Annotated in this window: 15 protein-coding genes; 9 read left to right on the top strand and 6 right to left on the bottom strand. The window is 70.3% G+C overall.

The window, feature by feature from the left end; all coding sequences use genetic code 11:
• Positions 1 to 5: 5 nt before the first annotated feature.
• The gene (locus G3I78_RS17990) at positions 6 to 1,754 is read left to right on the top strand and encodes a peptide-N4-asparagine amidase (protein ID WP_239157892.1); all 1,749 of its coding nucleotides are present in this window, start codon (positions 6 to 8) and stop codon (positions 1,752 to 1,754) included.
• A 168-nt stretch (positions 1,755 to 1,922) separates the two neighbouring features.
• Positions 1,923 to 3,335 (top strand): cation:dicarboxylase symporter family transporter, encoded by a 1,413-nt coding sequence (locus G3I78_RS17985; RefSeq protein WP_164425642.1) that lies wholly within the window; start codon positions 1,923 to 1,925, stop codon positions 3,333 to 3,335.
• A gap of 65 nt (positions 3,336 to 3,400) precedes the next feature.
• Here the strand turns inward: G3I78_RS17985 and G3I78_RS17980 are convergent, their stop codons facing one another.
• On the bottom strand, positions 3,401 to 3,835 hold the full coding sequence (locus G3I78_RS17980; protein ID WP_164425640.1) for a MarR family transcriptional regulator: 435 nt from the start codon (positions 3,833 to 3,835) through the stop codon (positions 3,401 to 3,403).
• Positions 3,836 to 3,929: 94 nt separating this feature from the next.
• Here G3I78_RS17980 and G3I78_RS17975 point away from each other — a divergent pair, with 94 nt between their 5' ends.
• A complete protein-coding gene (locus G3I78_RS17975) occupies positions 3,930 to 5,789 on the top strand; it encodes an ABC transporter ATP-binding protein (RefSeq protein ID WP_164425638.1) in 1,860 nt (619 codons plus the stop codon).
• Between the two features lie 91 nt (positions 5,790 to 5,880).
• A complete protein-coding gene (gene mltG, locus G3I78_RS17970; RefSeq protein ID WP_164425636.1) occupies positions 5,881 to 6,729 on the top strand; it encodes an endolytic transglycosylase MltG in 849 nt (282 codons plus the stop codon).
• A 23-nt stretch (positions 6,730 to 6,752) separates the two neighbouring features.
• On the opposite strand, the gene G3I78_RS17965 is transcribed toward mltG, so the two are convergent.
• From G3I78_RS17965 to G3I78_RS17950, 4 genes are read right to left on the bottom strand one after another with little or no spacing between them, the layout of a single operon-like run.
• Positions 6,753 to 7,829 (bottom strand): NAD(P)/FAD-dependent oxidoreductase, encoded by a 1,077-nt coding sequence (locus G3I78_RS17965; RefSeq protein ID WP_164425634.1) that lies wholly within the window; start codon positions 7,827 to 7,829, stop codon positions 6,753 to 6,755.
• Between the two features lie 39 nt (positions 7,830 to 7,868).
• Entirely contained in the window at positions 7,869 to 8,891 is a 1,023-nt protein-coding gene (locus G3I78_RS17960) for an ABC transporter substrate-binding protein (RefSeq protein ID WP_164425632.1), read from the bottom strand.
• A 42-nt stretch (positions 8,892 to 8,933) separates the two neighbouring features.
• On the bottom strand, positions 8,934 to 9,791 hold the full coding sequence (locus G3I78_RS17955) for an ABC transporter ATP-binding protein (RefSeq protein ID WP_164425630.1): 858 nt from the start codon (positions 9,789 to 9,791) through the stop codon (positions 8,934 to 8,936).
• On the bottom strand, positions 9,764 to 10,660 hold the full coding sequence (locus tag G3I78_RS17950) for an ABC transporter permease (protein ID WP_164425628.1): 897 nt from the start codon (positions 10,658 to 10,660) through the stop codon (positions 9,764 to 9,766). The genes G3I78_RS17955 and G3I78_RS17950 overlap by 28 nt, the downstream gene beginning before the upstream one ends.
• 349 nt (positions 10,661 to 11,009) lie before the next feature.
• On the opposite strand from G3I78_RS17950, the gene G3I78_RS17945 reads away from it, so the two are divergent.
• Positions 11,010 to 11,432 carry a secondary thiamine-phosphate synthase enzyme YjbQ gene (locus G3I78_RS17945; RefSeq protein WP_164425626.1) on the top strand — a complete coding sequence of 141 codons (423 nt, stop codon included), beginning with the start codon at positions 11,010 to 11,012 and terminating at the stop codon, positions 11,430 to 11,432.
• An 18-nt stretch (positions 11,433 to 11,450) separates the two neighbouring features.
• Here G3I78_RS17945 and G3I78_RS17940 read toward each other — a convergent pair whose 3' ends face one another.
• Complete coding sequence (locus G3I78_RS17940; protein ID WP_164425624.1) at positions 11,451 to 11,897, bottom strand: hypothetical protein; 447 nt, start codon at positions 11,895 to 11,897, stop codon at positions 11,451 to 11,453.
• Positions 11,898 to 12,056: 159 nt separating this feature from the next.
• On the opposite strand from G3I78_RS17940, the gene G3I78_RS17935 reads away from it, so the two are divergent.
• From G3I78_RS17935 to G3I78_RS17920, 4 genes are all read left to right on the top strand, one after another.
• Positions 12,057 to 14,174 (top strand): tetratricopeptide repeat protein, encoded by a 2,118-nt coding sequence (locus G3I78_RS17935; protein WP_343243794.1) that lies wholly within the window; start codon positions 12,057 to 12,059, stop codon positions 14,172 to 14,174.
• 102 nt (positions 14,175 to 14,276) lie between these two features.
• Positions 14,277 to 16,001, top strand: a complete 1,725-nt coding sequence (locus G3I78_RS17930) for a hypothetical protein (RefSeq protein WP_164425622.1) — start codon at positions 14,277 to 14,279, stop codon at positions 15,999 to 16,001.
• 38 nt (positions 16,002 to 16,039) lie between these two features.
• A complete protein-coding gene (locus G3I78_RS17925; RefSeq protein ID WP_164425621.1) occupies positions 16,040 to 16,285 on the top strand; it encodes a hypothetical protein in 246 nt (81 codons plus the stop codon).
• A gap of 110 nt (positions 16,286 to 16,395) precedes the next feature.
• A complete protein-coding gene (locus G3I78_RS17920; protein ID WP_164425619.1) occupies positions 16,396 to 20,676 on the top strand; it encodes a tetratricopeptide repeat protein in 4,281 nt (1,426 codons plus the stop codon).
• The last annotated feature ends 3 nt before the right edge of the window (positions 20,677 to 20,679 follow it).

Below are 20,679 nucleotides of genomic sequence, written 5' to 3'. Positions count from 1 at the left end.
CCGCCATGAAGAGACGGATCGTCATGTCCATGCTCGCAGGGGCGACCCTCCTGGCGGGCACACTGCTCGGGTCGACGCCCGCCCAGTCCGCCGAGTCCCGTCCGACCGGGGCGCAATCACCCACGGTCCCCGCGGAGTCCCGTCCGACCGGGGTGCAATCACCCACGGTCCCCGCGGAGTCCCGTCCGGCCGGGGTCCAATCACGCACCGTCCCAGTCGAGTCCCGTCCGACCGGAGCCCAATCACCCACCGCCCCCGCCGAGTTCGGCACCGACTGGCACGACCCCATCACCGCCGCCCCGCCCGTCACCCGCCCCTCCGGCAAGTCCTGCCAAGTCACCGTCGCCGAGGCGCAGTTCCGTGACTTCACCCCGTACACCGGCACCTACACACCGCCCAAGGGCTGCGGCGACCGCTGGAGCAAGGTCGTGCTGCGCCTCGAAGGGAGCGTCAAGGGAAGGCAGTTCGACCGGCTCGGCTATCTGCACATCGGCGGGGTCGAGGTGCTGCGCACGTCCACTCCGCAGCCCTCGCCCGACGGGATCGAGTGGTCCGTGGAGAAGGACGTCACGCGCTACAGCGACACACTCCGCGGCACCCACGACGTCGAGATGCTCATCGGGAACGTCGTCGACGACACGTACACCGGGATCATCGACGTGAAGGTCACGCTCACCTTCTACCAGGGGCGCGAGGTCACCGGGACGCCGGACCGGGTACTGACGCTCGACCAGGACACCCTCACCACCCCGCGCAACAGCGAGCGCATCGTCGCCGAGGTGTACGCCACCGGCTCCGGCGGCGGCTGCGAGGAGTACTGGTATCTCTCCGTCCCGTCGAGCGCGCCGTACTCCTGCCAGGCCGGTGACGGCCCCTACCGAGAGGTGCAGATCAAGGTCGACGGCCAACTCGCGGGCATCGCCGCCCCGTTTCCGACCGTGTGGACCGGCGGCTGGTCGAATCCCTTTCTCTGGTACGTCGTTCCGGGTCCCCGCGCCTTCGACGTCAAGCCGATCGAGTACGACCTGACGCCCTTCGCCGGGATCCTCAACGACGGGCGCCCGCACCGCGTCGAGGTCGGCGTCGTCGGTGTCCCCGAGGGGCAGTCGGGTTGGAGCACCCCCGTCAACATCCTGGTCTGGCAGGACGCCAAGAGCAGACAGGTCACCGGCAGGCTCACCGAGCACCGGAGCGGTGACCTTGCCAACTCCTCGACGTACACGCCCGGTTCGGAGCACCGCGTCGACACCCGGGGCGGCCACCGGCTCACCGTCGCCGGATACGTCGACACCTCGCACGGCCGGATCACGACCACCGTCCGCCGTTCGCTGGCGAACACCTCCACGCACCGCTGGGCCGACGGCGAGAACCCCGACGCGCTCAAGGCTGCCTGGACGGACGACGAGTCGGTGACCGTAGACGGCCGCGGCCCGGCCCGGACCACCCGCACCCACCGGACGTACACGATGGACGGCATCACCACCATCGGCACGGGCGACCGGCTGCGCACCGTACTGACCCTCGGTGACCGTGCCGACGTCACGGAGACCCGGGCGGGCCGGCGCACGGCGTGGTCCCGGCTCGACGACACCTACGCGGGCGACGCCACGTACACGATCAACGTCCCGCGCGACCAGCGGCACGCGGTCGGCACGACGAGCGAGCGCTACCGGATCCGCGGTTCGGCCGGGTGCTACGACCGCTCCCTCAGCACCGTCCAGGGGGTGCTGACCAGGGAACGCGACGGCTGCTGAACCGAGTTGTGTGCGACGCGTCACACAGGGCCGGATTTACCTGGCTGAAACGCGGCGGTCTCGTGCGGGATCAACGACACCCGCAAAGTGATCGCCACGGAAGCCGCTTTCCGTATCGCAGAAGTCCTGTCCAGGCCTCTGCGGCTCCCCGTCCCCCAAGGAGTGCCCGTGCCGCCGTCCGTCCCGTCCCTGCCGCGACGCGTCGCACACACACTGCGTACCTCACTCTTCGCGCAGGTCGCCTGCGCGCTCGTGCTCGGCGTCCTCGTCGGGAAGATGTGGCCCGGCTTCGCCTCGGACCTCCAGCCGCTCGGCGACGGCTTCACCCGGCTCATCAAGACGATCATCTCGCCGCTCGTGTTCTGCGTGGTCGTCGTCGGCATCGCGAAGGCCGGTGACCTCAAGGCGTTCGGCCGTATCGGGCTCAAGGCGCTGATCTGGTTCGAGGTGGCGAGCACGCTCGCGCTGGTCATCGGGCTCCTCGCCGCCAACGTCGTCCAGCCCGGCTCCGGGATGAACGTCGACCCGGCCACGCTCAACAGCGCAGCCGTCGACGCCAAGACGGGCGGCGGCCACCTGCCCTCGACGACCGAGTTCGTCGTCAACGCGCTGCCCACCAGTTTCGTCGGCGCCTTCGCCGAGAACTCCCTGCTCCAAGTCCTCATCCTGGCCTGCCTGGTGGGCGCCGCGCTGCTGCACCTCGGGCACACCAAGGTCCCGCAGGTACTGCCCGCCATCGAACAGGCCCAGGAGATCATCTTCGCCGTCGTCGGCTTCGTGATGCGCCTCGCGCCGATCGCGGTGTTCGGTGCGATGGCCGTCCTGATCGGGCAGTACGGCCTCGGTGTCATCGAGACCTACGCCAAGCTGATCATCCTCTGCTACGTCGCCGCCGCGCTGTTCATCGTGCTGCTCGCGGTCGCACTCAAGGCGGTCACCGGGCTCAGCCTCTGGAAGTTCCTGCGCTACATCCGCGAGGAGATGCTGCTCGCGCTCGGCACCGCGTCCACCGAGTCCGTCATGCCCCGCGTGATGCAGAAGCTGCGCAAGGCCGGCGCCCGCGACGACGCCGTGGGCCTGGTGCTGCCCACCGGCTACTCCTTCAACCTCGACGGCGCCTCGCTCTACCTCTCCATCGGCACGCTGTTCATCGCGCAGGCCGTGGGCGTCGACCTCAGCCTCGGCCAGCAGATCACCGTGATCCTGGTGCTCATGCTGACCAGCAAGGGCATGGCGGGCATCCCCGGTTCGGCCTTCCTCGCCCTCTCCGCCACCGCGTCCTCCCTCGGCGCGATCCCCGCCGGCGCCGTCGCCCTGCTCCTCGGCGTGGACCGCATCATGGACTCGATGCGCGTGGTGACGAACCTGCTCGGCAACTGCGTCGCCGTCTTCGCGGTCTCCCGCTGGGAGGGGGCGCTGGATCTCGACCGGGCGAAGAAGGTGCTGGGCGGCGAGGAAATACCTCAGGCGGACGGCCTGCCTGAGCCGGACGGCCTGTCCGACGCGGACGAAGAACCCGCAACGGCACCGGCCGCCACCAAGGAACCCATCCCCAAGGAACCCATCCCCAAGGTCGGCTGACGCCCCTGCCCAACCAGACCCGCGGCCACCGCTCCCGTCCTACGGAGCGGTGGCCGCACCCCGTTTCAGCACTGTTCGACCAGGGTGTCCAGCAGCGCTCCGAGTGCCTTCCGCTGCTCGGCCGAGAGCGGGGCCAGGATCTCCTCCGCGGCGGCCCGTCGTACGTTCCGCAGCTCCTGGAGGATCTTCACGCCGTCGTCGGTCAGCTCGATGCGGATCACCCGGCGGTTGGTCGGATCCGGTACCCGCCGCACCTTGCCGCTCGCCTCAAGACCGTCGACGAGCGTGGTCACCGCGCGCGGCACCACTTCCAGCCGCTCCGCGAGATCGGCCATCCGCGGCGGCGTCTCCCAGTGCGCGAGCGTCCGCAGCAGCCGGGACTGGGCGGGGGTCACACCCAGTTCGCGCTCATGGAGCTGGCGCTTCTGGATGCGGAACACCCGGCGGGTGAGCCTGAGTAACTGCTCGGCCAGCAGACCGTCGGAATCGGGCGTGGTCATGCGGGAACAATATCAGGACCTAATTCATTGTGAGCATAGGTAACAATGAGCTAGGCTCCGCTGACCCTGAACCTCACACCTTCCGCAGGAGACCATGCCCCGCGATCACATCGACTGGACCCCCACGCCCGGCACCTCGACCGACCAACCCCGTCAGGTGCGCCGTATCCTCCGGCTCTTCAAGCCCTACCGCGCCCGGCTCGCCGTCGTCGGCCTGCTGGTCGGCGCGTCCTCCCTGGTCACCGTCGCCACCCCGTTCCTGCTGAAGGAAACGCTGGACGTGGCCATCCCCCAGGGCCGCACCGGACTGCTCAGCCTGCTCGCGCTGGGCATGATCCTCAGCGCCGTCCTCACCGGCATCTTCGGCGTCCTGCAGACGCTGATCTCCACGACGGTCGGCCAGCGCGTCATGCACGACCTGCGCACCGCGGTCTACGGCCGCCTCCAGCGCATGTCGCTCGCCTTCTTCACCCGCACCCGTACCGGCGAGGTGCAGTCCCGCATAGCCAACGACATCGGCGGCATGCAGGCCACCGTGACCTCGACGGCCACCTCCCTGGTCTCCAACCTGACCAGCGTGATCGCCACGATCGTCGCGATGATCGCCCTCGACTGGCGCCTGACCGTCGTCTCGCTGCTGCTGCTCCCGGTGTTCATCTGGATCAGCCGCCGCGTCGGCAATGAACGCAAGAAGATCACCACTCAGCGCCAGAAGCAGATGGCCGCGATGGCCGCCACCGTCACCGAGTCGCTCTCCGTCAGCGGCATCCTGCTCGGCCGCACCATGGGCCGCTCCGACTCGCTCACCCGGTCCTTCGCCGACGAGTCCGAGAGCCTGGTCGACCTCGAAGTACGGTCGAACATGGCCGGCCGCTGGCGCATGGCCGTCATCGGGATCGTCATGTCCGCGATGCCCGCCGTCATCTACTGGACCGCGGGTCTCGCCCTCCAGACCGGCGGCCCCGACATCTCCATCGGTACGATCGTCGCCTTCGTCTCGCTCCAGCAGGGCCTGTTCCGCCCCGCCGTGAGCCTGCTGGCGACCGGCGTCCAGATCCAGACCTCGCTCGCGCTCTTCCAGCGCATCTTCGAGTACCTCGACCTACCCATCGACATCACCGAGCGCGACAACCCGGTCCACCTCGACCGCGTCAAGGGCGAAGTCCGGCTGGAGGACGTGGAGTTCCGCTACGACGGCCAGGGCGGCCCGATCCTCGACGGCATCGACATCGACGTCCCGGCGGGCAGCAGCCTCGCGCTCGTCGGCTCGACCGGCGCCGGGAAGTCCACGCTCGGCTATCTCGTCCCGCGTCTCTACGACGTGACCGGCGGCCGGGTCACCCTCGACGGGGTCGACGTCCGCGACCTCGACTTCGACACCCTCGCGCGAGGCATCGGGGTCGTCTCGCAGGAGACGTACCTCTTCCACGCCTCGGTCGCCGACAACCTGCGCTTCGCCAAGCCGGACGCGACCGACGCGGAGATCGAGCAGGCGGCACGGGCGGCGCAGATCCACGACCACATCGCCGCGCTGCCCGACGGCTACGACACCGTGGTGGGCGAGCGCGGCCACCGGTTCTCCGGCGGGGAGAAGCAGCGCCTTGCCATCGCGCGGACCATTCTGCGAGACCCGCCCGTCCTCATCCTGGACGAGGCCACCAGCGCCCTGGACACCCGCACCGAACACGCCGTCCAGGAGGCCATCGACGCCCTGTCGGCCAACCGCACCACGCTCACCATCGCGCACCGCCTGTCCACCATCCGGAACGCCGACCAGATCGTGGTCCTCGACTCCGGCCGGGTGGCCGAGCGCGGCACGCACGAGGAACTGCTGGAGCGGGACGGCCGGTACGCGGCGCTCGTACGCCGGGACGCGCGCTTGGAGCCTGAGCGCCGGGACGCGCGGCTGGAGCCGGACCGGCGGGACGCGGCACGGCTGGAGACGACGAGCTGAAGCAGCGAACCGCAGGCCCGACACGCTGAACCGAAACCGAAAAGCTGAAGATATGCCGGGTTTGTGACGATATGCGGGCTACCGTGCCCGCATGCACATGAACACTCCGCCACGGAGCACGATTCGACTGACGCGCCGGGGCCGACTCGTCCTCATCGCGACCGGGGCCGTCGTGGCCGGTACCGCCGTGGCGGTGCCGCTGCTGAGCCTGGACAGCGAGGGGGAGAAGAAGCCCACCACCCTGATGATCCCGGAGGGCTGGCGGGCCGGGCAGATCTACGACGCCGTCGACAAAGCCCTCGCCCAGCCGCCCGGCACCGCCAGGAAGGCCCTGGGCAAGGCGCATCTCAAGCTGCCGAACGACGCCGAGGGCAACCCGGAGGGCTACCTCTTCCCGGCGACCTATCCGCTGGAGCAGAACGGCAAGAAGACGACGCCCGAGGCGCTGCTGTCGTTCATGGTGAACACCGCGAACAAGAAGTTCAACGGTGCCCCCATGGCGGCCGGCGCCCAGCGCAACGCGATGAACGTCTACCAGGCCGTCACCATCGCGAGCATCGTCCAGGCCGAGGCGGCCACCAGGGCCGACATGGGGAAGGTGGCCCGGGTCATCTTCAACCGCCTGGAGCGCGGGATGCCGTTGCAGATGGACTCCACCATCAACTACGCGCTGAACCGCTCCACGCTGAAGACCACCGACGCCGACACCCGGATCGAGAGCCCCTACAACTCGTACCAGCGCATGGGCCTGCCGCCGACCCCGATCGACAACCCGGGCGAGGACGCGATGCGCGCCGCGATCACCCCGACCGCGGGCGACTGGCTGTACTTCGTGACGGTGAAGCCGGGCGACACCCGCTTCACCAACAACTACGAGGAACACCGGCGCAACGTGGCCGAGTTCAACAAGAACCAGAAGAAGAAGGCCGCGGCCAGCTGAACTTGACGGGACGTCAGACGGCTTCAGGCGGCGACGGGCTCCGCCGCCAGCAGCCGCCTGACGTCCCGTACGGCCGCACGGCCGGCCCGGTTGGCGCCGATCGTGCTCGCCGACGGGCCGTAGCCGACGAGGTGGATCCGCGGGTCGGCGACCGCGCGGGTGCCCTCGACGCGGATGCCGCCACCCGGCTCGCGCAGCTTCAGCGGCGCCAGATGGTCGATGACGGCCCGGAAGCCGGTGGCCCACAGGATGACGTCGGCGTCCACGCGCCGCCCGTCCTCCCACTCCACGCCCTCGGGCGTGATGCGGTCGAACATGGGCCGCCGGTCCAGGACGCCGTCGGCGATCGCCTGCCGGACCGCGTCGTTGAGGGGCAGCCCGGTCACCGACACTACGCTCTTCGGTGGCAGCCCCTGCCGCACCCGCTCCTCGACGAGGGCCACCGCCTCCCGGCCGACGTCCTCGGTGAACGGCCCCTCGCGGAACACGGGTTCGCTCCGGGTCACCCAGGTGGTCGCGGCCGCGTAGGGGGCGAGTTCCATCAGGTGCTGGGTGCCGGACGCGCCCCCGCCCACCACGACGACCCGCAGCCCGGCGAACGCCTCGGGCCCCGGGTACTGAGCGGTGTGCAACTGCCGTCCCCGGAAGGTCTCCTGGCCCGGATAGCGCGGCACGAACGGCCGGTCCCAGGTGCCGGTCGCGTTGATCAGCGCCCGCGTCGACCAGATGCCGTCCGAGGTCTCGACCAACAGCCTCCCGTCGACGCCCTCCCGCACGGCACGGACGTCGACAGGGCGTCGTACCCGAAGGTCGAAGGTCCGCTCGTACGCCGTGAAGTACTCGGCGATCACCTGCGACGACGGCCGCTCCGGATCAGCGCCCTCGAGCTCCATCCCCGGCAGCGCGTGCATCCCGTGGACCTTGCCGTACGTCAGCGACGGCCACCGGTACTGCCAGGCGCCGCCGGGCGCGGGGGAGTGATCGAGGACCACGAAGTCGCGCTCCGGCTCGAAACCGGTGCGGCGCAGGTGATAGGCGCTGGAGAGACCCGCCTGACCAGCGCCTATGACGACTACCTCGACCTCGCGCATGTTGTTCACGCTTCTACTAACCGTGGCGAGGCCGAGGATCTTCCCCGGTCAGTCCTCGGAGGGGCGGGGTGCGGAGGTCGATGCGGGGAGGGTGCCGTTGAACCGTGTGTCCACGAAGTTCCCGAAGTCCACCTTCCGCGGGATCAGCTTCAGCGCGGTGAACGTGTCGGCGATCTCCTGCTCCGAGGCGATGAGCTGCCGGTCCACGGCGACCGCGACCCGGGTGGTGTACGTCCGCTTCACCGCCGCCAGCGCCACGTCCTCGGGCAGCCCCGTCTCCTTCGCCCAGACCTTCGCCCACTCCGGCTCGTGCGAGTAGACCCACTGGTAGGCGCGCCGCAACCGCTCCAGGTAGTCCTTGATCGCGGCGACCTTCTTCGGGTCCTTCAGCGCGCTCGGCGCCGCCACCTGGAAGGTCAGCCCGTTGGTGATCCCCTCGCCGGTGGTGAGCACCCGCCCCTGCTTCGCCTGGAGGATCTGCGAGGTGTACGGGTCCCACACCGCCCACGCGTCGACCTTGCCGGAGGTGAACGCGGCGAGGGCGTCGGCCGGTTGGAGATACTTGACCTTGATGTCGGACAGGCTCAGCCCGGCCTCCTTGAGGGAGGCGACCAGTTGGTAGTGGGCGGAGGAACCCTGAGCCACGGCAACGGACTTGCCCTTCAGCTGCGCCGGATCGGTCAGCTTCGAATCGTTCGGTACGAGGACGGCGTCACCCTTGGACGTGCCGTGCCAGGCCGCCACGACCGTGACCTTCGAGTCGGCGCCGGCCGCGAAGACCGGCGGGGTGTTGCCGACACCGCCGATGTCGACGGCCTTGGCGTTGACGGCCTCCAGAAGCGGCGGACCGGAGGTGAACGTCGACCACTTGATCTTGTAGTCGAGGTCTTTCAGCTCCCCGGCGGCACGCAGGATGGCCTCCGAACCACCCTTCTGGTCACCGACGTTGAGCGTGAGCGAGCCCTTGCCGTCGGTGTCGGTGCCCGTTCCGGCGGAGGCGTTCCCGCCGCAGGCGGTCAGCAGGAGGGCGAGGGGGAGGAGGAGTGCGGCGGGGGCGAGGCGACGTCGCATGGTGGGTCCGTTCTGTGGAACTCGGTGTGTGGGTGGGGGAGTTCAGGCGGCTTCGGCGGCGGTGTCGACGCCGAGGCGTTCCAGGAGCCGGGCCCGGATCTCCGCGAACCGGGGATCGGCGATGTCCCGCGGCCGGTCGAGGTCGATCTCCTGCTTGTGCGCGATGACGCCCTCGTCCATCACGAGGACACGGTCGGCGAGGAGAACGGCCTCCTCGACGTCGTGCGTCACCAGCAGCACCGCGCAACCCCGCCGCTGCCACAGCTCACCCACCAGACGCTGGGCCTTGATCCGGGTGAGCGCGTCCAGCGCCCCGAACGGCTCGTCCAGCAGGAGGAGATCGGGTTCGCGGACCAACGCTCGGGCGAGAGAGGCGCGTTGGGCCTCGCCTCCGGAGAGCGTCTTGGGCCAGGCGTCCGTACGGTGGCTCAGGCCGACCTCCTCCAGGGCCTGGTCGGCGACGGCGCGCGCGGGCTTGCCGGGCAGGCCGAGCAGGACGTTGCGCCACACCTTCTTCCACGGCATGAGCCGGGGCGCCTGGAAGGCGACGGCTTTGCGGCGCGGGACCAGGACGGTGCCCTCGATGTCCCGGTCGAGACCGGCGAGGATGCGCAGCAGGGTGGACTTTCCGCAGCCGCTGCGGCCGAGGAGGGCGACGAACTCGCCCGGGCGCACGTCGAGTTGGAGGTCGTCGATGACGGCACGGCCGTCGAAGGTGCGGGTGAGGCCCTGGACGTGGACGGCGTGGGCGGGGTGGGGCGCCTGGTCCTTGGCCTTGAGGTCGGGCGCGGACCCGGAGCCGGTGCTGGACCCGGTCGTGGACCCAGCCGTGGACCCGGTCCCGGACCCGAATGCCTCGGACACCTGAGGGCTCACCGCCCGGTGAACGTCGGTCGCCATTGCAGCAGCAGCCTTTCGAGGGAGCGGACGATGAAGTCGGCCAGCAGGCCGAGGAAGGCGTAGACGATCAGGCAGACCACGATGACGTCGGTGCGCAGGAAATCCCGCGCCTGCACCATCAGGAACCCGATCCCGGAGTCCGCGTTGACCTGCTCGGCGAAGACGAGCGCGAGCCAGGCGATGCCGAGGGAGTAGCGCAGTCCGGTCATGGCACCGGGCAGCGCGCCCGGCAGGATCACATGCCGTACGAGCCCCCAGCGCGAGAGCCCCAGGGACTCCCCGGCCTCGATCAGCTGGGAGTCCACGCCCCGGATACCGGCGTATACGTTGAGATAGAGCGGGAACGTCACACCCAGCGTGATGATGGCGACCTTGGGTGCCTCGCCGATGCCGAACCAGATGATGAAGAGCGGGATCAGCCCCACGAACGGCACGGTCCGCAGCATCTGAACCGGCGCGTCCACGATGTCCTCGCCGATCCGGAACAGCCCTGACACCAGGGCGAGTCCGGTGCCGATGAGGGTGCCGAGGAGCAGCCCGCCCGCGACCCGCTGGAGCGAGGTCGTCATGGCGGAGGCCAGGGAGCCGTCGGCGATCAGATCACCGGCGACCTGGGCGATCCGGCCGGGAGAGGCGAGCACGTCGGCTTTCAACGTGCCGGTGCTGCTGAGGAGTTGCCAGAGCGCCAGCAGGAGGAGCGGGCCGGTGGCGCGTCGTAGCCAACGGGGGATCCGATTGCGGCGGGAGGAGGCGGGGACGAGGGGGACGAGGTCGAGAGGGGTGTCTCTGGGGGTGGCTTCAGCAGTGGGCGTATCGGAAATATCCGGCCCAGGGAGGCCGGGTGGGGGCGGGGCATGGCTGATGCTCATGGAAGCTCCACGGAGGGGGCGTGGCGGTACGGGCACGGCCGGGCGCCGCCACGTCAGCCACGCGTCACGGATCGGGGATCAGTGCGGAGCGGACGTACGGGTGGGGCGGAGCGCAGGCGCGAGAGAAGTACGAGAAGAGGGCGTCAGCAGCCGCGGCGACACGCGGCGGAGGCCACCCGCAGCAGGTCGATGTGACCGCGCGTGGTGAGCAGGACTGAACGCAACATGCCGCCGAAGCTAGCCAGCTGGCATGGCCACGGTCAATGGCGTCTCGCGGAGTGGACCTGCGGTATCGCAGTTCGAGCCGTGGGTGCCGTGCGATCCCGGCCGGAGGGGTGAGGATGGGGTCATGTCAGACGCTTTCACCACCCGAGTCCTGAACATCACCTCCGGTTCGTCGGAGCGGATCGTCGACCTCACCGGCGACTGCGAGGCCTTCCTGCGTGAGGCCGCCGCGGGCCGCGACGGCCTCCTGAACGTCTTCGTCCCCCACGCGACGGCCGGCATCGCGATCATCGAGACCGGCGCCGGCAGCGACGACGACCTCCTGGCCGCCCTCCACACCCTCCTCCCCGCCGACGACCGCTGGCAGCACCGCCACGGCACCCCCGGCCACGGCCGCGACCACGTCCTCCCGGCCCTCGTCCCACCCCACGCGACCCTCCCGGTTCTGAACGGACGCCTGGAACTGGGCACTTGGCAGTCGGTGTGCCTGGTGGACACGAATGTCTCCAACGCCAACCGCCATGTGCGCTTGAGTTTCCTGGGGTGAGCCAGATCGTGTGTCGCCTCAGCCGTTCCCGTCCCCAGCGGCGTCACGGGTGGTGTGGAAGGTGAGATTCGTGAAGGTGTGTCCCTGAACGACGGGACCGTGCTGTGTCCCGCCAGTAATGCTGTTGTTCACCACGCTGCGTGCTTCGGCCTGGTCGGTGGCGAACTCGGCGACCAGGGAACGGAGTTCCTCCACCGCGTCAGGGTCCTGCTCCAGGAGGCGGCGCAGCCGGAGCCGTATCGACGCCGTCAGGTCCGAGGTGAGGTCCGCCTCGTCGGCGGTGCCGGTCACCGCGACGAGGGTGCCGCGCGACTCCTCCAACTCCCCGGCCACGGCGTCGGGCTCACCGCCCCGGGCGAGGAGGCGTGCCACGCGCTGCTTCGCCTGCTCCCACGCGTCGGTGACCATGAGACCGACGACCGTCGTCGCTCCGGTCCCGATCAGCGTCACCAGTTCCGCCTCCATAGGGCCTCCTCGTTTCTTCCCGTCCTCGACCTGCTGTTCCTGCCGCCCACCGTATGCGGCGGTCCATCGTCCGTGCCACGAGTGGGCGGCTTCGGGGCGGCCGCGCGAGGTAGTACGTTGAGGCTTCTTGTGGATGACGGTCGAACAGAAGGCGGCGACGTGGACGAGCGGCAGGCCGGGATGGCGACGACCACGCACAACTCCATCTCCGGCAATGCGGTGATCAACGGCTCGGTCGCAATGGTGGGGCGAGTGGAAAACATGTCCATGACGCTCACGGCACCTGATATGACGCCTCGTCAGATGCCCGCGCCCGTCAAGACGTTCGTGAATCGGAGCAGTGAGCTTGAGCGTCTGCGCTCGGTCGCCGAGGCCCTTCGTGACTCGCGCGAGCCGGGGGTCGTCGTCCTCTCCGGGCTCGGGGGAGTGGGCAAGACGCAGCTGGTGGCGCAGTGGGTCGCCAGGGCCTTGGCGCCCGACTATCCCGGCGGTCACCTCTATGTCGATCTGGACGGCGGGAGGCGCGACGGCGGAGCGGACGTGGAGGGGGCTCTCGCCGGCTGCCTCCGCGCCTTGGGTGTGCACCGGGATTTCCTCCCGAACGGACTGGGTGAACGTGCCGGTATGTTCCGCAGCCACACCTCGGAACGCGGTGACGTCCTGGTGGTCGTCGACAACGCCCGACAGGCGGCGGAGGTCCGACCCTTCATACCGTCCAGAGGTCTGCTCGTCGTCACCAGCCGTACTGGTCTGCCGGCTCTGGCCGTGGACGGGGCGGTGCCCATCACCGTCGACCCCCTCGACGAGCGGGCCGGGGTCGAACTCCTGCGCCGCTGGCGTGCGGCGGGTGCGGACGACGCGGCCCAGACGTTGGTGCGGCTCTGCAGCGGCCTGCCACTGGCCCTGCATGCCCTCGGCGTATGGCTGATGGAGCGCTCGCACCTGAGCCTGGACGACGCGGTGAACGTACTCGGCGGCACTGGCGTACCGCCTGGTGAGGACGGGACCACATCGGTGAAGACAGTACTCGACATGGCCTACGACGTTCTGCCCGACCACGCCAAGGAGTTGTACCGCCTCCTGGGATGTCTGCCGGGCACCACGGTCACCGGAGGTCTCGCGGCCGCGGCCGGTGTGCCGGCGGTGGAGGACGCGGTGGGCAAGCTGCTCACGGCCCATCTGATGGTCTCCGTCCCGTCGCCCGCCCGGCCTCGCCGCTTCCGGCCGCACGATGCCGTCAGGGAGCACGCCCGGCAGACGGCGTTGCGGCTCCCGGAAGCGGACCGCCGGGCCCTGCTGCGGGCCGTGTCCGACTTCTACCTGGCCGCCGCCTCACACGCGGACGTTCTCGTGCTCGGCCCCCTGCGTCTCCGGCTCCAGCCGTCGCCGACCCGCTCGCTGGACGAACTCTCGCCCGGTGAGCGGTTGTTCACCGACTCGGCGGAAGCGCTGGAGTGGCTCGACGCGGAGCGGGTCAACCTGCTCGCCCTGCTCCGGACCGCCGCTGACGAACGGTGGGACGACATCGTCTGGCAGCTGTGCGAGTCGCTGTGGGCGCTCTTCGACGGACGCAAACACCATGGCGACTCCATCGAGGCGCACGCACTGGGCATCGAGGCGGCCGGGAGATGCGGGCGAGCGGACGCCGAGGTACGTATGCGCAATCAACTCGCCCGAGCACACTACGGGTTGGGCGCGTACGGCGAGGCCCGGCAGGCGTTGGACCCGGCCGAGCAGCTGCTCGACGAGATCACCGACGCGCGACTGCGCGGCATGGTCCGGGAGACGCAAGGGCTCATCGCCCTGGCCCTGGGCGCTCACGACGACGCCCACACGCTCTTCACCGAGGCCCTGGACGCCAACTCGGCTGTCCTGGAAGCCAACTCGGCTGCCCGGGACGTACACGGTGTCGTGGTGCAGACGTACAACATCGGGCAGGCGCTGCTGGCCGCCGGGCGCCCGGACGAGGCACTCGACGTGCTCGGTGACGCCAGGGCGACGGCGGCAGGTGAGGGTGATCACGGGATGCTGCCGCGCATCGACATCGTCCGAGCGCAGGCTCTGCGCCTGCTGGACAGGCCGCAGGCCGCGAGTGAAGTGGCGATCCGCGCGGCGGAACAGGCGAACGAACGCGGGCAGTACGCCAGACTCGACCGCGCGCTGGGGATCCTCTCCGAGCTGGCGGCGAGCACGAGCGACACGGAACTGCGCGCGGCATGCGACGCGAAGCTGCGCGAACTGCACCGGAGCGCGGGAGTGCAATCCGGGGACGACTGAGCCGAACCGGCACGCAGAGGCGCTTGAATCGGCCCGAGTGATCGACTGGACCCGCCTTCCACTGTTTCCTTCCCTGATGCCCCGGAGAGCCCGTTGCACCTCATGCGTCGCTCACGCCTGCCACGCGGCCGGTCCCGCTGGAACACGTGGCCGGAGCCCAAGGCGGAGGTCCTGGGCGTCGCTCGCACCCTCACCTCTGCGACCCGGGTGCTCGACGTCATGGACCTGCTGCGCCCTGAGGACGGCATCGCCAAGTACTACACGGTCAATCCGGGCTCGGCCTTCGCCGACGGCCTGCACGAGTACCTGGCCTCCGTGGTCGGACAGAACCTGCTGACCTGGAAGGAGGCAACCCGGCGCTCCTTCCACCTGGCCGTGGCCTGCGCCGTCCATCCTTCGATGCGCCGCCTGGACGCTCCGCTGATGGTGATGCCGCACGGCGCCGGCTACAACCGCCTGGTGAGCGAGTCGACCGGGAACGCGACGTCGCCGGCGGGGCTTTCACGCAAGGAGCTGGTGCACCGCGGAAAGGTGGTGCCCGCCGCCATCGGTCTCTCCCACCGCGACCAGCTCGCCAGGCTCTTCCAGACCTGCCCCGAAGCCGCGCCGCGCGCACACGTGATCGGCGACTGGTGCTTCCAGCAGCTCAAGGAGAGCGAGGGCCAGCGGGACTGGTACCGCACACGACTCGGCGTCTCCGACGGGCGCCGACTGGTCGTGATCCACTCGACCTGGAGCGAACACTCACTGCTCGGGCGGCATCCCCACCTGCCCCTGGACCTGGTCACCGCGCTCCCGGCCGACGAGTTCGCCGTCGCCGCCGTGTTCCACCCCAACGTCTGGGCCAGGCACTCGTGGGCCACCGTGCGGGAGCGGCTGCGGGGACCGATGGACGCGGGCCTGATGGTGATTCCGCCCCAGGAGGGATGGCGTGCGGCCGTCGTGGCGAGCGACTGGGTCATCGGCGACCACGGCAGCACCACCTTCTACTCCGCCGCGGCCGACCGTCTCACGCTCCTTGCCACGACCGGCATCGAGGAGCTCGACCCCGTCTCGCCCGCCGCGGCCTTCGGACGGACCGCGCCCGCGCTCGATCCGAAGGGCGATCTGTACGAGCAACTGCTGCGGGCCGAAAGGGAACACGAACCACGCGCCCTCCACCCCGTCATCGACAGCCAGCTCGCGGACGTCGACAAGTCCGGGGAACTGACCCGGAACCGGATGTACGCGTTCCTGGAGCACCGCGGGGTACGTCCGCCACGACAGCCACCCGAACCGCGACCGGTCGCGGACCCCGAGCCGGAGCGTGGCCGGCCCCCCACGGCGTACGAGGTGACCGGCACCGTCGCGGACGACGGCTCGGTCGAGGTACGCCGCTGGCCGATGGTGGCGGGGCACCATGAACAGGACCGCGGGTTCTACGCGGTCGCCACCGAGTCGTCGCACACACAGTGGGCACAGAGCGCTGACGTCGTTGCTCGCACCGTTCCCGCCGCGATGCCGGACCCACCCGAGTGGTGTCTGCGCGAGGCACAGAGGAAGCCCGGCGCCGCTGTACTGGTCGCGCGCATCGACCAGGCGTCCTCCGTCGTCTGGCTCCGGGGCACCTTGTTCGAGGCTCGTTCGCTACGTCCATGGGGTGCGCGCCAACCGGATCTCGACCCTTTGCTGCTCGGCGCGGCGCTCAACCTGTGGCTGATGCACAGCAGGAGCGGTGCGGAGTTGGCCAACGGCCTGGTGGTCCGCACCGGTCGGCGCACTGTCCGAGTGACTTTCACCAGGCCCGCCGACGACCGGAGCGGTGCGGAGGCCTTCAGCCGGTTCTGACTGCTCCGGGGTGTGATGTGTCCGTCCGGGTGTCGCAGGTGGCCCGCGAGACCCGATCTCTACGGTTCATGGCGGTGATGTTCCGCTTTCTGGTCTCGGTGATCCAGACCTTGCTGTTGGCGGTGGTCGTACTGTGGTTCCTCGGCCGCTTCGGGACACCTGGCTTCAGCAGATCCGAACGCACGACTGTCGTGGTGGCCGGACTCGCTCTCGCCCTGTTGTTCGCTCCGGTCGCTCTGTTGGTCTGGGTATTCGGCAAGGACGGCAGAGCGACTCGGGGTTGAGAAGTGGTTGAACCCCTCCCCTCAATCGCTGGAAGCACGGCGGTACGGACATACCGGACGGCTACGCTGGACGTGCTGTCCGGGGGAGCGCTGTACAACAGGGGGTAAGCGTGCGGCAGTTCAGCAGGCAGACGCGGGCTCTGTTCGTTTCCAGCACGTTCGAGGACTTTCACGCCGAGCGGGATCTGCTCGCCGGCATCGTGTTTCCCGAACTGGCCGAGCGTCTGGGTGAGCGGTGGTTCGACTTCGAGCCGGTCGATCTGCGGCTGGGTGTCGACACCACCGTGCACGCCGACGAGGCGGCCAAGTCACGGCTGGTCGTGCAGGTCTGCCTCCAGGAGGTGGCCCGCAGCAGGCCTTTCGTGCTGGGGCTGATCGGGGACCGCTATGGCTGGCGGGTGCCGGACCAACTGGCCAGGATGGCGGCGGAGGAAGCGGGCTTCGCGGGGGCGACGGCCGGCCGCAGCATGACGGACCTGGAACTGCGCTTCGGTGTGTTCCAGGAACAGGACAGCCGGGACTTCGCCGGTGCCCGCGTCTACCTCCGGACCCTGGACCTCAGCGGTGCGCCGGACGACGTCAGGGCGCGGTTCACGGACTCCGGAGCAGACGCGGAGCGGCTTCGCACACTGAAGGAAGAGCTGCTGGAGCGGCTGGGCCCGGCCCGGTGCAGGGAGTACCGGGCGACCTGGGACCCGAAGCAGGGCCGTGTGACGGGGCTCGGCGACTTCCGGGCCATGGTGGCGGAGGACCTGTGGCGAGACCTCGACGCGGCCACAACACGCTCCCGAGTCACGGCCGTCGGCTGGCAGACCCGGGAACGGGCGGTGCTCGACGAGTTCCTGCACGACCGTGCGGCGGACTTCGTCGGCCGTGAGGCGCTGCTGCGCGAGCTGTCCGGGTTCGCCACGACACGACAGGCGGCGGCCGGGGTCTGTGCGGTGTCCGGTCCTCCGGGATCCGGCAAGAGCAGCGTGGTCGCGGAACTCGTACGACGGCTGCGGGCCACCGGCGATCTGCGGGTGCTCGATCACGCCGCGGGCATCAGCGGCGTCGCCGGATCCGTGGACACCATGCTGCGGCGGTGGCTCACGGAGCTTCAAGGAGACGCGGCGACGGTATCCGTCGACGGCCTCGGCGGAGCCGATCTGGAGCACGCCTTCGCCCGCGCGCTCACACAGATCGCCGCGGAGCGGCCGGTCCTGCTCGTCGTGGACGCGGTGGACGAGCTCGAGGCCGCGGTGCGCGCCCGCAGGATGACCTGGCTGCCGCGGATCTGGCCCCGAGGAGCGAAGCTGATCTTCACGGCCACGCCCGGGGACGACGTCGACGCGGTGGTCCGCCGTACCGGCGCCCGGCGACTGGAGGTCGGCCCCCTGGCCCAGGAGGAGGCAGCCGAACTCGTCGACTCGATCTACCGCCGCTACCGGCGGACCGCCAACCGCGAGGTGAAGGGGGCGATCCTCGCCAAGCGGACGGCCGAGGACGGGCCGGCCCATGGCTCACCGCTGTGGCTGGAACTGGTGTGCCAGGAGATGAACCTGCTCAACGCCGAGGACTTCGCGCGGTCGTCCACCTACCCGGGCCGCCCCGACGAACGCCTCACCGCCATGCAGATCGCCGTGGTCGACGAACTGCCGGCCACACCGCACGACATGTACCTCCGCATGATGCGGCGCGCCGAGACGGTCGCCGACATGGCCGTCGGGGAGCGCACGGAGGCCGAGGCGCCGTCGGGATCGGTGTGGCTGCGGGGCCTGGTCCGGATGCTGGCGCTGGGCAGGCAGGGCTGGCGGGAGAGCGATCTGCGCGCCGTCCTGGGCGACCTCACCGGCGTCGGCTGGAACGACCTGCTGTTCTCCAGCGTGCGACGAGTGTTCCGCGGCCACCTGGTCCAGCGCGGATCCGCGGGGCAGTGGGACTTCTCGCACAGCCAGTTCCGTGTCGCAGCCCGGCAGGCCTATCCGCTGCCACCCCCCGAGCGCCGGGATCTGCACCGCCGTATCGCCGCCCACCTGACGGACATCCGGCCGGACGACGTCCACCGGCAGCGCGAACTCATGCACCATCTCGTCGGCGCCGACGACCGGCAGGCCGCGGCACGGACGTACGCGCGCGTCGAACCGGAGTCGGGAGAGGCCCGCGCGGCGACGGAGTCCCTGGCCGCCCGGTACCACGCCGGACCCGACGGCGGAGCCTGGCTGACGAGCCTGCTCGCCCAGGACGGACTGGGCATCGGCGAGCGCCTCCAGCTCGGGCACATGATGCTGCGCCCCCTGGACGAGCGGCTGACCAGCGACGGCGTCGGCACGGACGAGCGCCGCCGGCTGCTGGAGACGATCCGGGACGCCACCGCGGCCGAGGTGGAGTCGGCGAGCGATCCCCTGTCGAAGCGGCTCGCGGAACGTCAGCACGCGGTGGTCCTGCTGCGGCTGGCCGACCTCGCCATGGACACCGGCGACCGGGCCGCCGCCACGACGGCCTACCAGCGGGTGGTCGACATCTACCACCGGGCCGCGCGCGGGGCGGACGCCCTGCCCTTCGCGGACATCGACCTCGCCGTCGCACTGGAGCGGCTCGGCTCCCTGGCCCTGCTCGAAGGCCAACCGAGCACGGCGAAGCAGCACTTCACCGAGGGCACCCGGATCTGCGAGCGGCTGATCGCCGAGGGCTACCCCGACCTCGGCACGGTCTGCTCGCTCTACTGCACGCCCCTCGAATCCCTCGCCCAGTTGAGCCTCCAGGAAGGCGACCCCGCCACGGCCGAGGCCCACTACCGGCGCATGGCCGCGCTGGAGATCCACCTCACCGACAGCCCGTTCCTCACCGAGTTCCTCATCCGCACCCACGTCAACTTCGCGCGCCTGGCCGAGAGCACCGACCGGCTTCCCGAGGCGGCCCGCGAGTACACGCAGGCCGAGGACATCGCGCGGCGCGCGGCCGAGGACGCGCCAGAGAACGTCGAGCCGACCATGCGGTGGCTCCACATCCAGTCCAGCCTCGGTGAGGTCGAGTACGACAGGCGCCGGCTGCCCCAGGCCGTCCACTGGCACACGCGGGCCCTGGAGGGATACGAGCGGATCGCGGCGCTCCTGCCGGACGATGTCCCCGTGCAACAGAACCTCGCCGCGGCGCTCGCCCGCTACGGCGACGTACTGCTGAGCGGGCAGGCACCGGAGGCCGCACGGGAGCCGTTCCTGCGGTCGCTCGGGATCCGCACCCGCATCAGCGCGCTGCTGCCGCAGGACGTCCGGGCCCAGCGGGACCTGGGCCTGGCGTACGAGCGGATCGCGGCGCTGCCGGACGTACCGCCGGAGGAGGCGATCGGCCATCTGCGACGCGCGGTCGACGTCTACCGGCGGCTGAAGGACACCCGGCCCGACGGCGAGGAAGAGCCGCGGACCCTGGCGATCGCCCTGTTCGCCCTGGGCGGGCTGCTGCTGCGCATCGCACCGCTGGAGGGCACCGAAGTCCTGGGCGAGGCCCACTCGTTGCTCAGTGACCTCCGGGCGAGGGGAGTGACACTGAACCCCGAGGGCAAACGAGTCCTTGCCGCGCTGGACCCGCGGTTCGGCGGCTCGGGCCGCTGGACCCACACCCTTCGGCCGGACGACTCGGAGGCGTACGCCGAAGCCAACCTCCAGGGATTCCTGGGCCAACAGGCCCTGAACCGCGGTGACTTCGCCGCGGCCGAAGAGGCGTACGGGCGGGCGGAGGAGCTGGCCAGGAGTATCGACCACCCGCCCAGCGTCGCTCGGGCGATGGGCAGTCTCGGCCAAGTCGCCCTGGCCCGGCGGGACATGGCGGGCGCTGAACGCCTGCTGCGTTCCGCGGTCGAGTATGCCCGCGACCACGGACTGACCGACGAGGAGAGCGTCACGCTCTCCTTGCTGGCCGACCTGTACACCGCCACGGGAGAGTCCGAACGTGCCCTTCGGACCACCCTCGACCGCATCCAGCTGGCCAGGAACACCGGCAACGTCCCACGTCTCGCCAACGCGCTCGGCACGGCCGCCGAGCACCACATCGCCGAGGGCCGGTTCGACCTGGCGCTGCCGTTGCTGCGGGAAGCGGTCGAGGTGTTCGGCCAGTACCGGATGCACGACGGCCTGGCCAACGCCTACTTCTATCTCGGCTGGGCGCTGCACGAGCTGGGCGATGCGGAGGACGCCGCCGACGCGTACCTCCAGCACATCGCCCTCAGCCCGGTGCCCGAGCTCGCACCCCTGGTCAACGTGGGGTTCCTCCTCGCCCATGTGGGCCGTTGGGGCGAGGCGATCGAGCCGGCGACGCGCGCGCTCGCCCGGTTGGAAACCGAGGGGACGGGACCGGTGGACGAGCTGCGCGCGCTCATAGCCGAGTGCCTGAGGCGCCGGGACGCCGGGGAGTGACCC

Source organism: Streptomyces sp. SID13726 (assembly GCF_010548375.1).
In the GTDB taxonomy this organism is placed as follows: Bacteria; Actinomycetota; Actinomycetes; order Streptomycetales; family Streptomycetaceae; genus Streptomyces.
The sequence above is the reverse complement of the archived record's forward strand: the minus strand, read 5'-3'. Positions and strand labels throughout refer to the sequence as shown.

Excerpts from the sequence above, each read along its gene's own strand:
- G3I78_RS17990 (WP_239157892.1), top strand. The coding sequence starts at position 6 with ATGAAGAGACGGATCGTCATGTCCATGCTCGCAGGGGCGACCCTCCTG.
- G3I78_RS17980 (WP_164425640.1), bottom strand. The coding sequence starts at position 3,835 with ATGACCACGCCCGATTCCGACGGTCTGCTGGCCGAGCAGTTACTCAGG.
- G3I78_RS17975 (WP_164425638.1), top strand. The coding sequence starts at position 3,930 with ATGCCCCGCGATCACATCGACTGGACCCCCACGCCCGGCACCTCGACC.
- mltG (WP_164425636.1), top strand. The coding sequence starts at position 5,881 with ATGCACATGAACACTCCGCCACGGAGCACGATTCGACTGACGCGCCGG.
- G3I78_RS17960 (WP_164425632.1), bottom strand. The coding sequence starts at position 8,891 with ATGCGACGTCGCCTCGCCCCCGCCGCACTCCTCCTCCCCCTCGCCCTC.
- G3I78_RS17955 (WP_164425630.1), bottom strand. The coding sequence starts at position 9,791 with ATGGCGACCGACGTTCACCGGGCGGTGAGCCCTCAGGTGTCCGAGGCA.
- G3I78_RS17950 (WP_164425628.1), bottom strand. The coding sequence starts at position 10,660 with ATGAGCATCAGCCATGCCCCGCCCCCACCCGGCCTCCCTGGGCCGGAT.
- G3I78_RS17945 (WP_164425626.1), top strand. The coding sequence starts at position 11,010 with ATGTCAGACGCTTTCACCACCCGAGTCCTGAACATCACCTCCGGTTCG.
- G3I78_RS17940 (WP_164425624.1), bottom strand. The coding sequence starts at position 11,897 with ATGGAGGCGGAACTGGTGACGCTGATCGGGACCGGAGCGACGACGGTC.
- G3I78_RS17930 (WP_164425622.1), top strand. The coding sequence starts at position 14,277 with ATGCGTCGCTCACGCCTGCCACGCGGCCGGTCCCGCTGGAACACGTGG.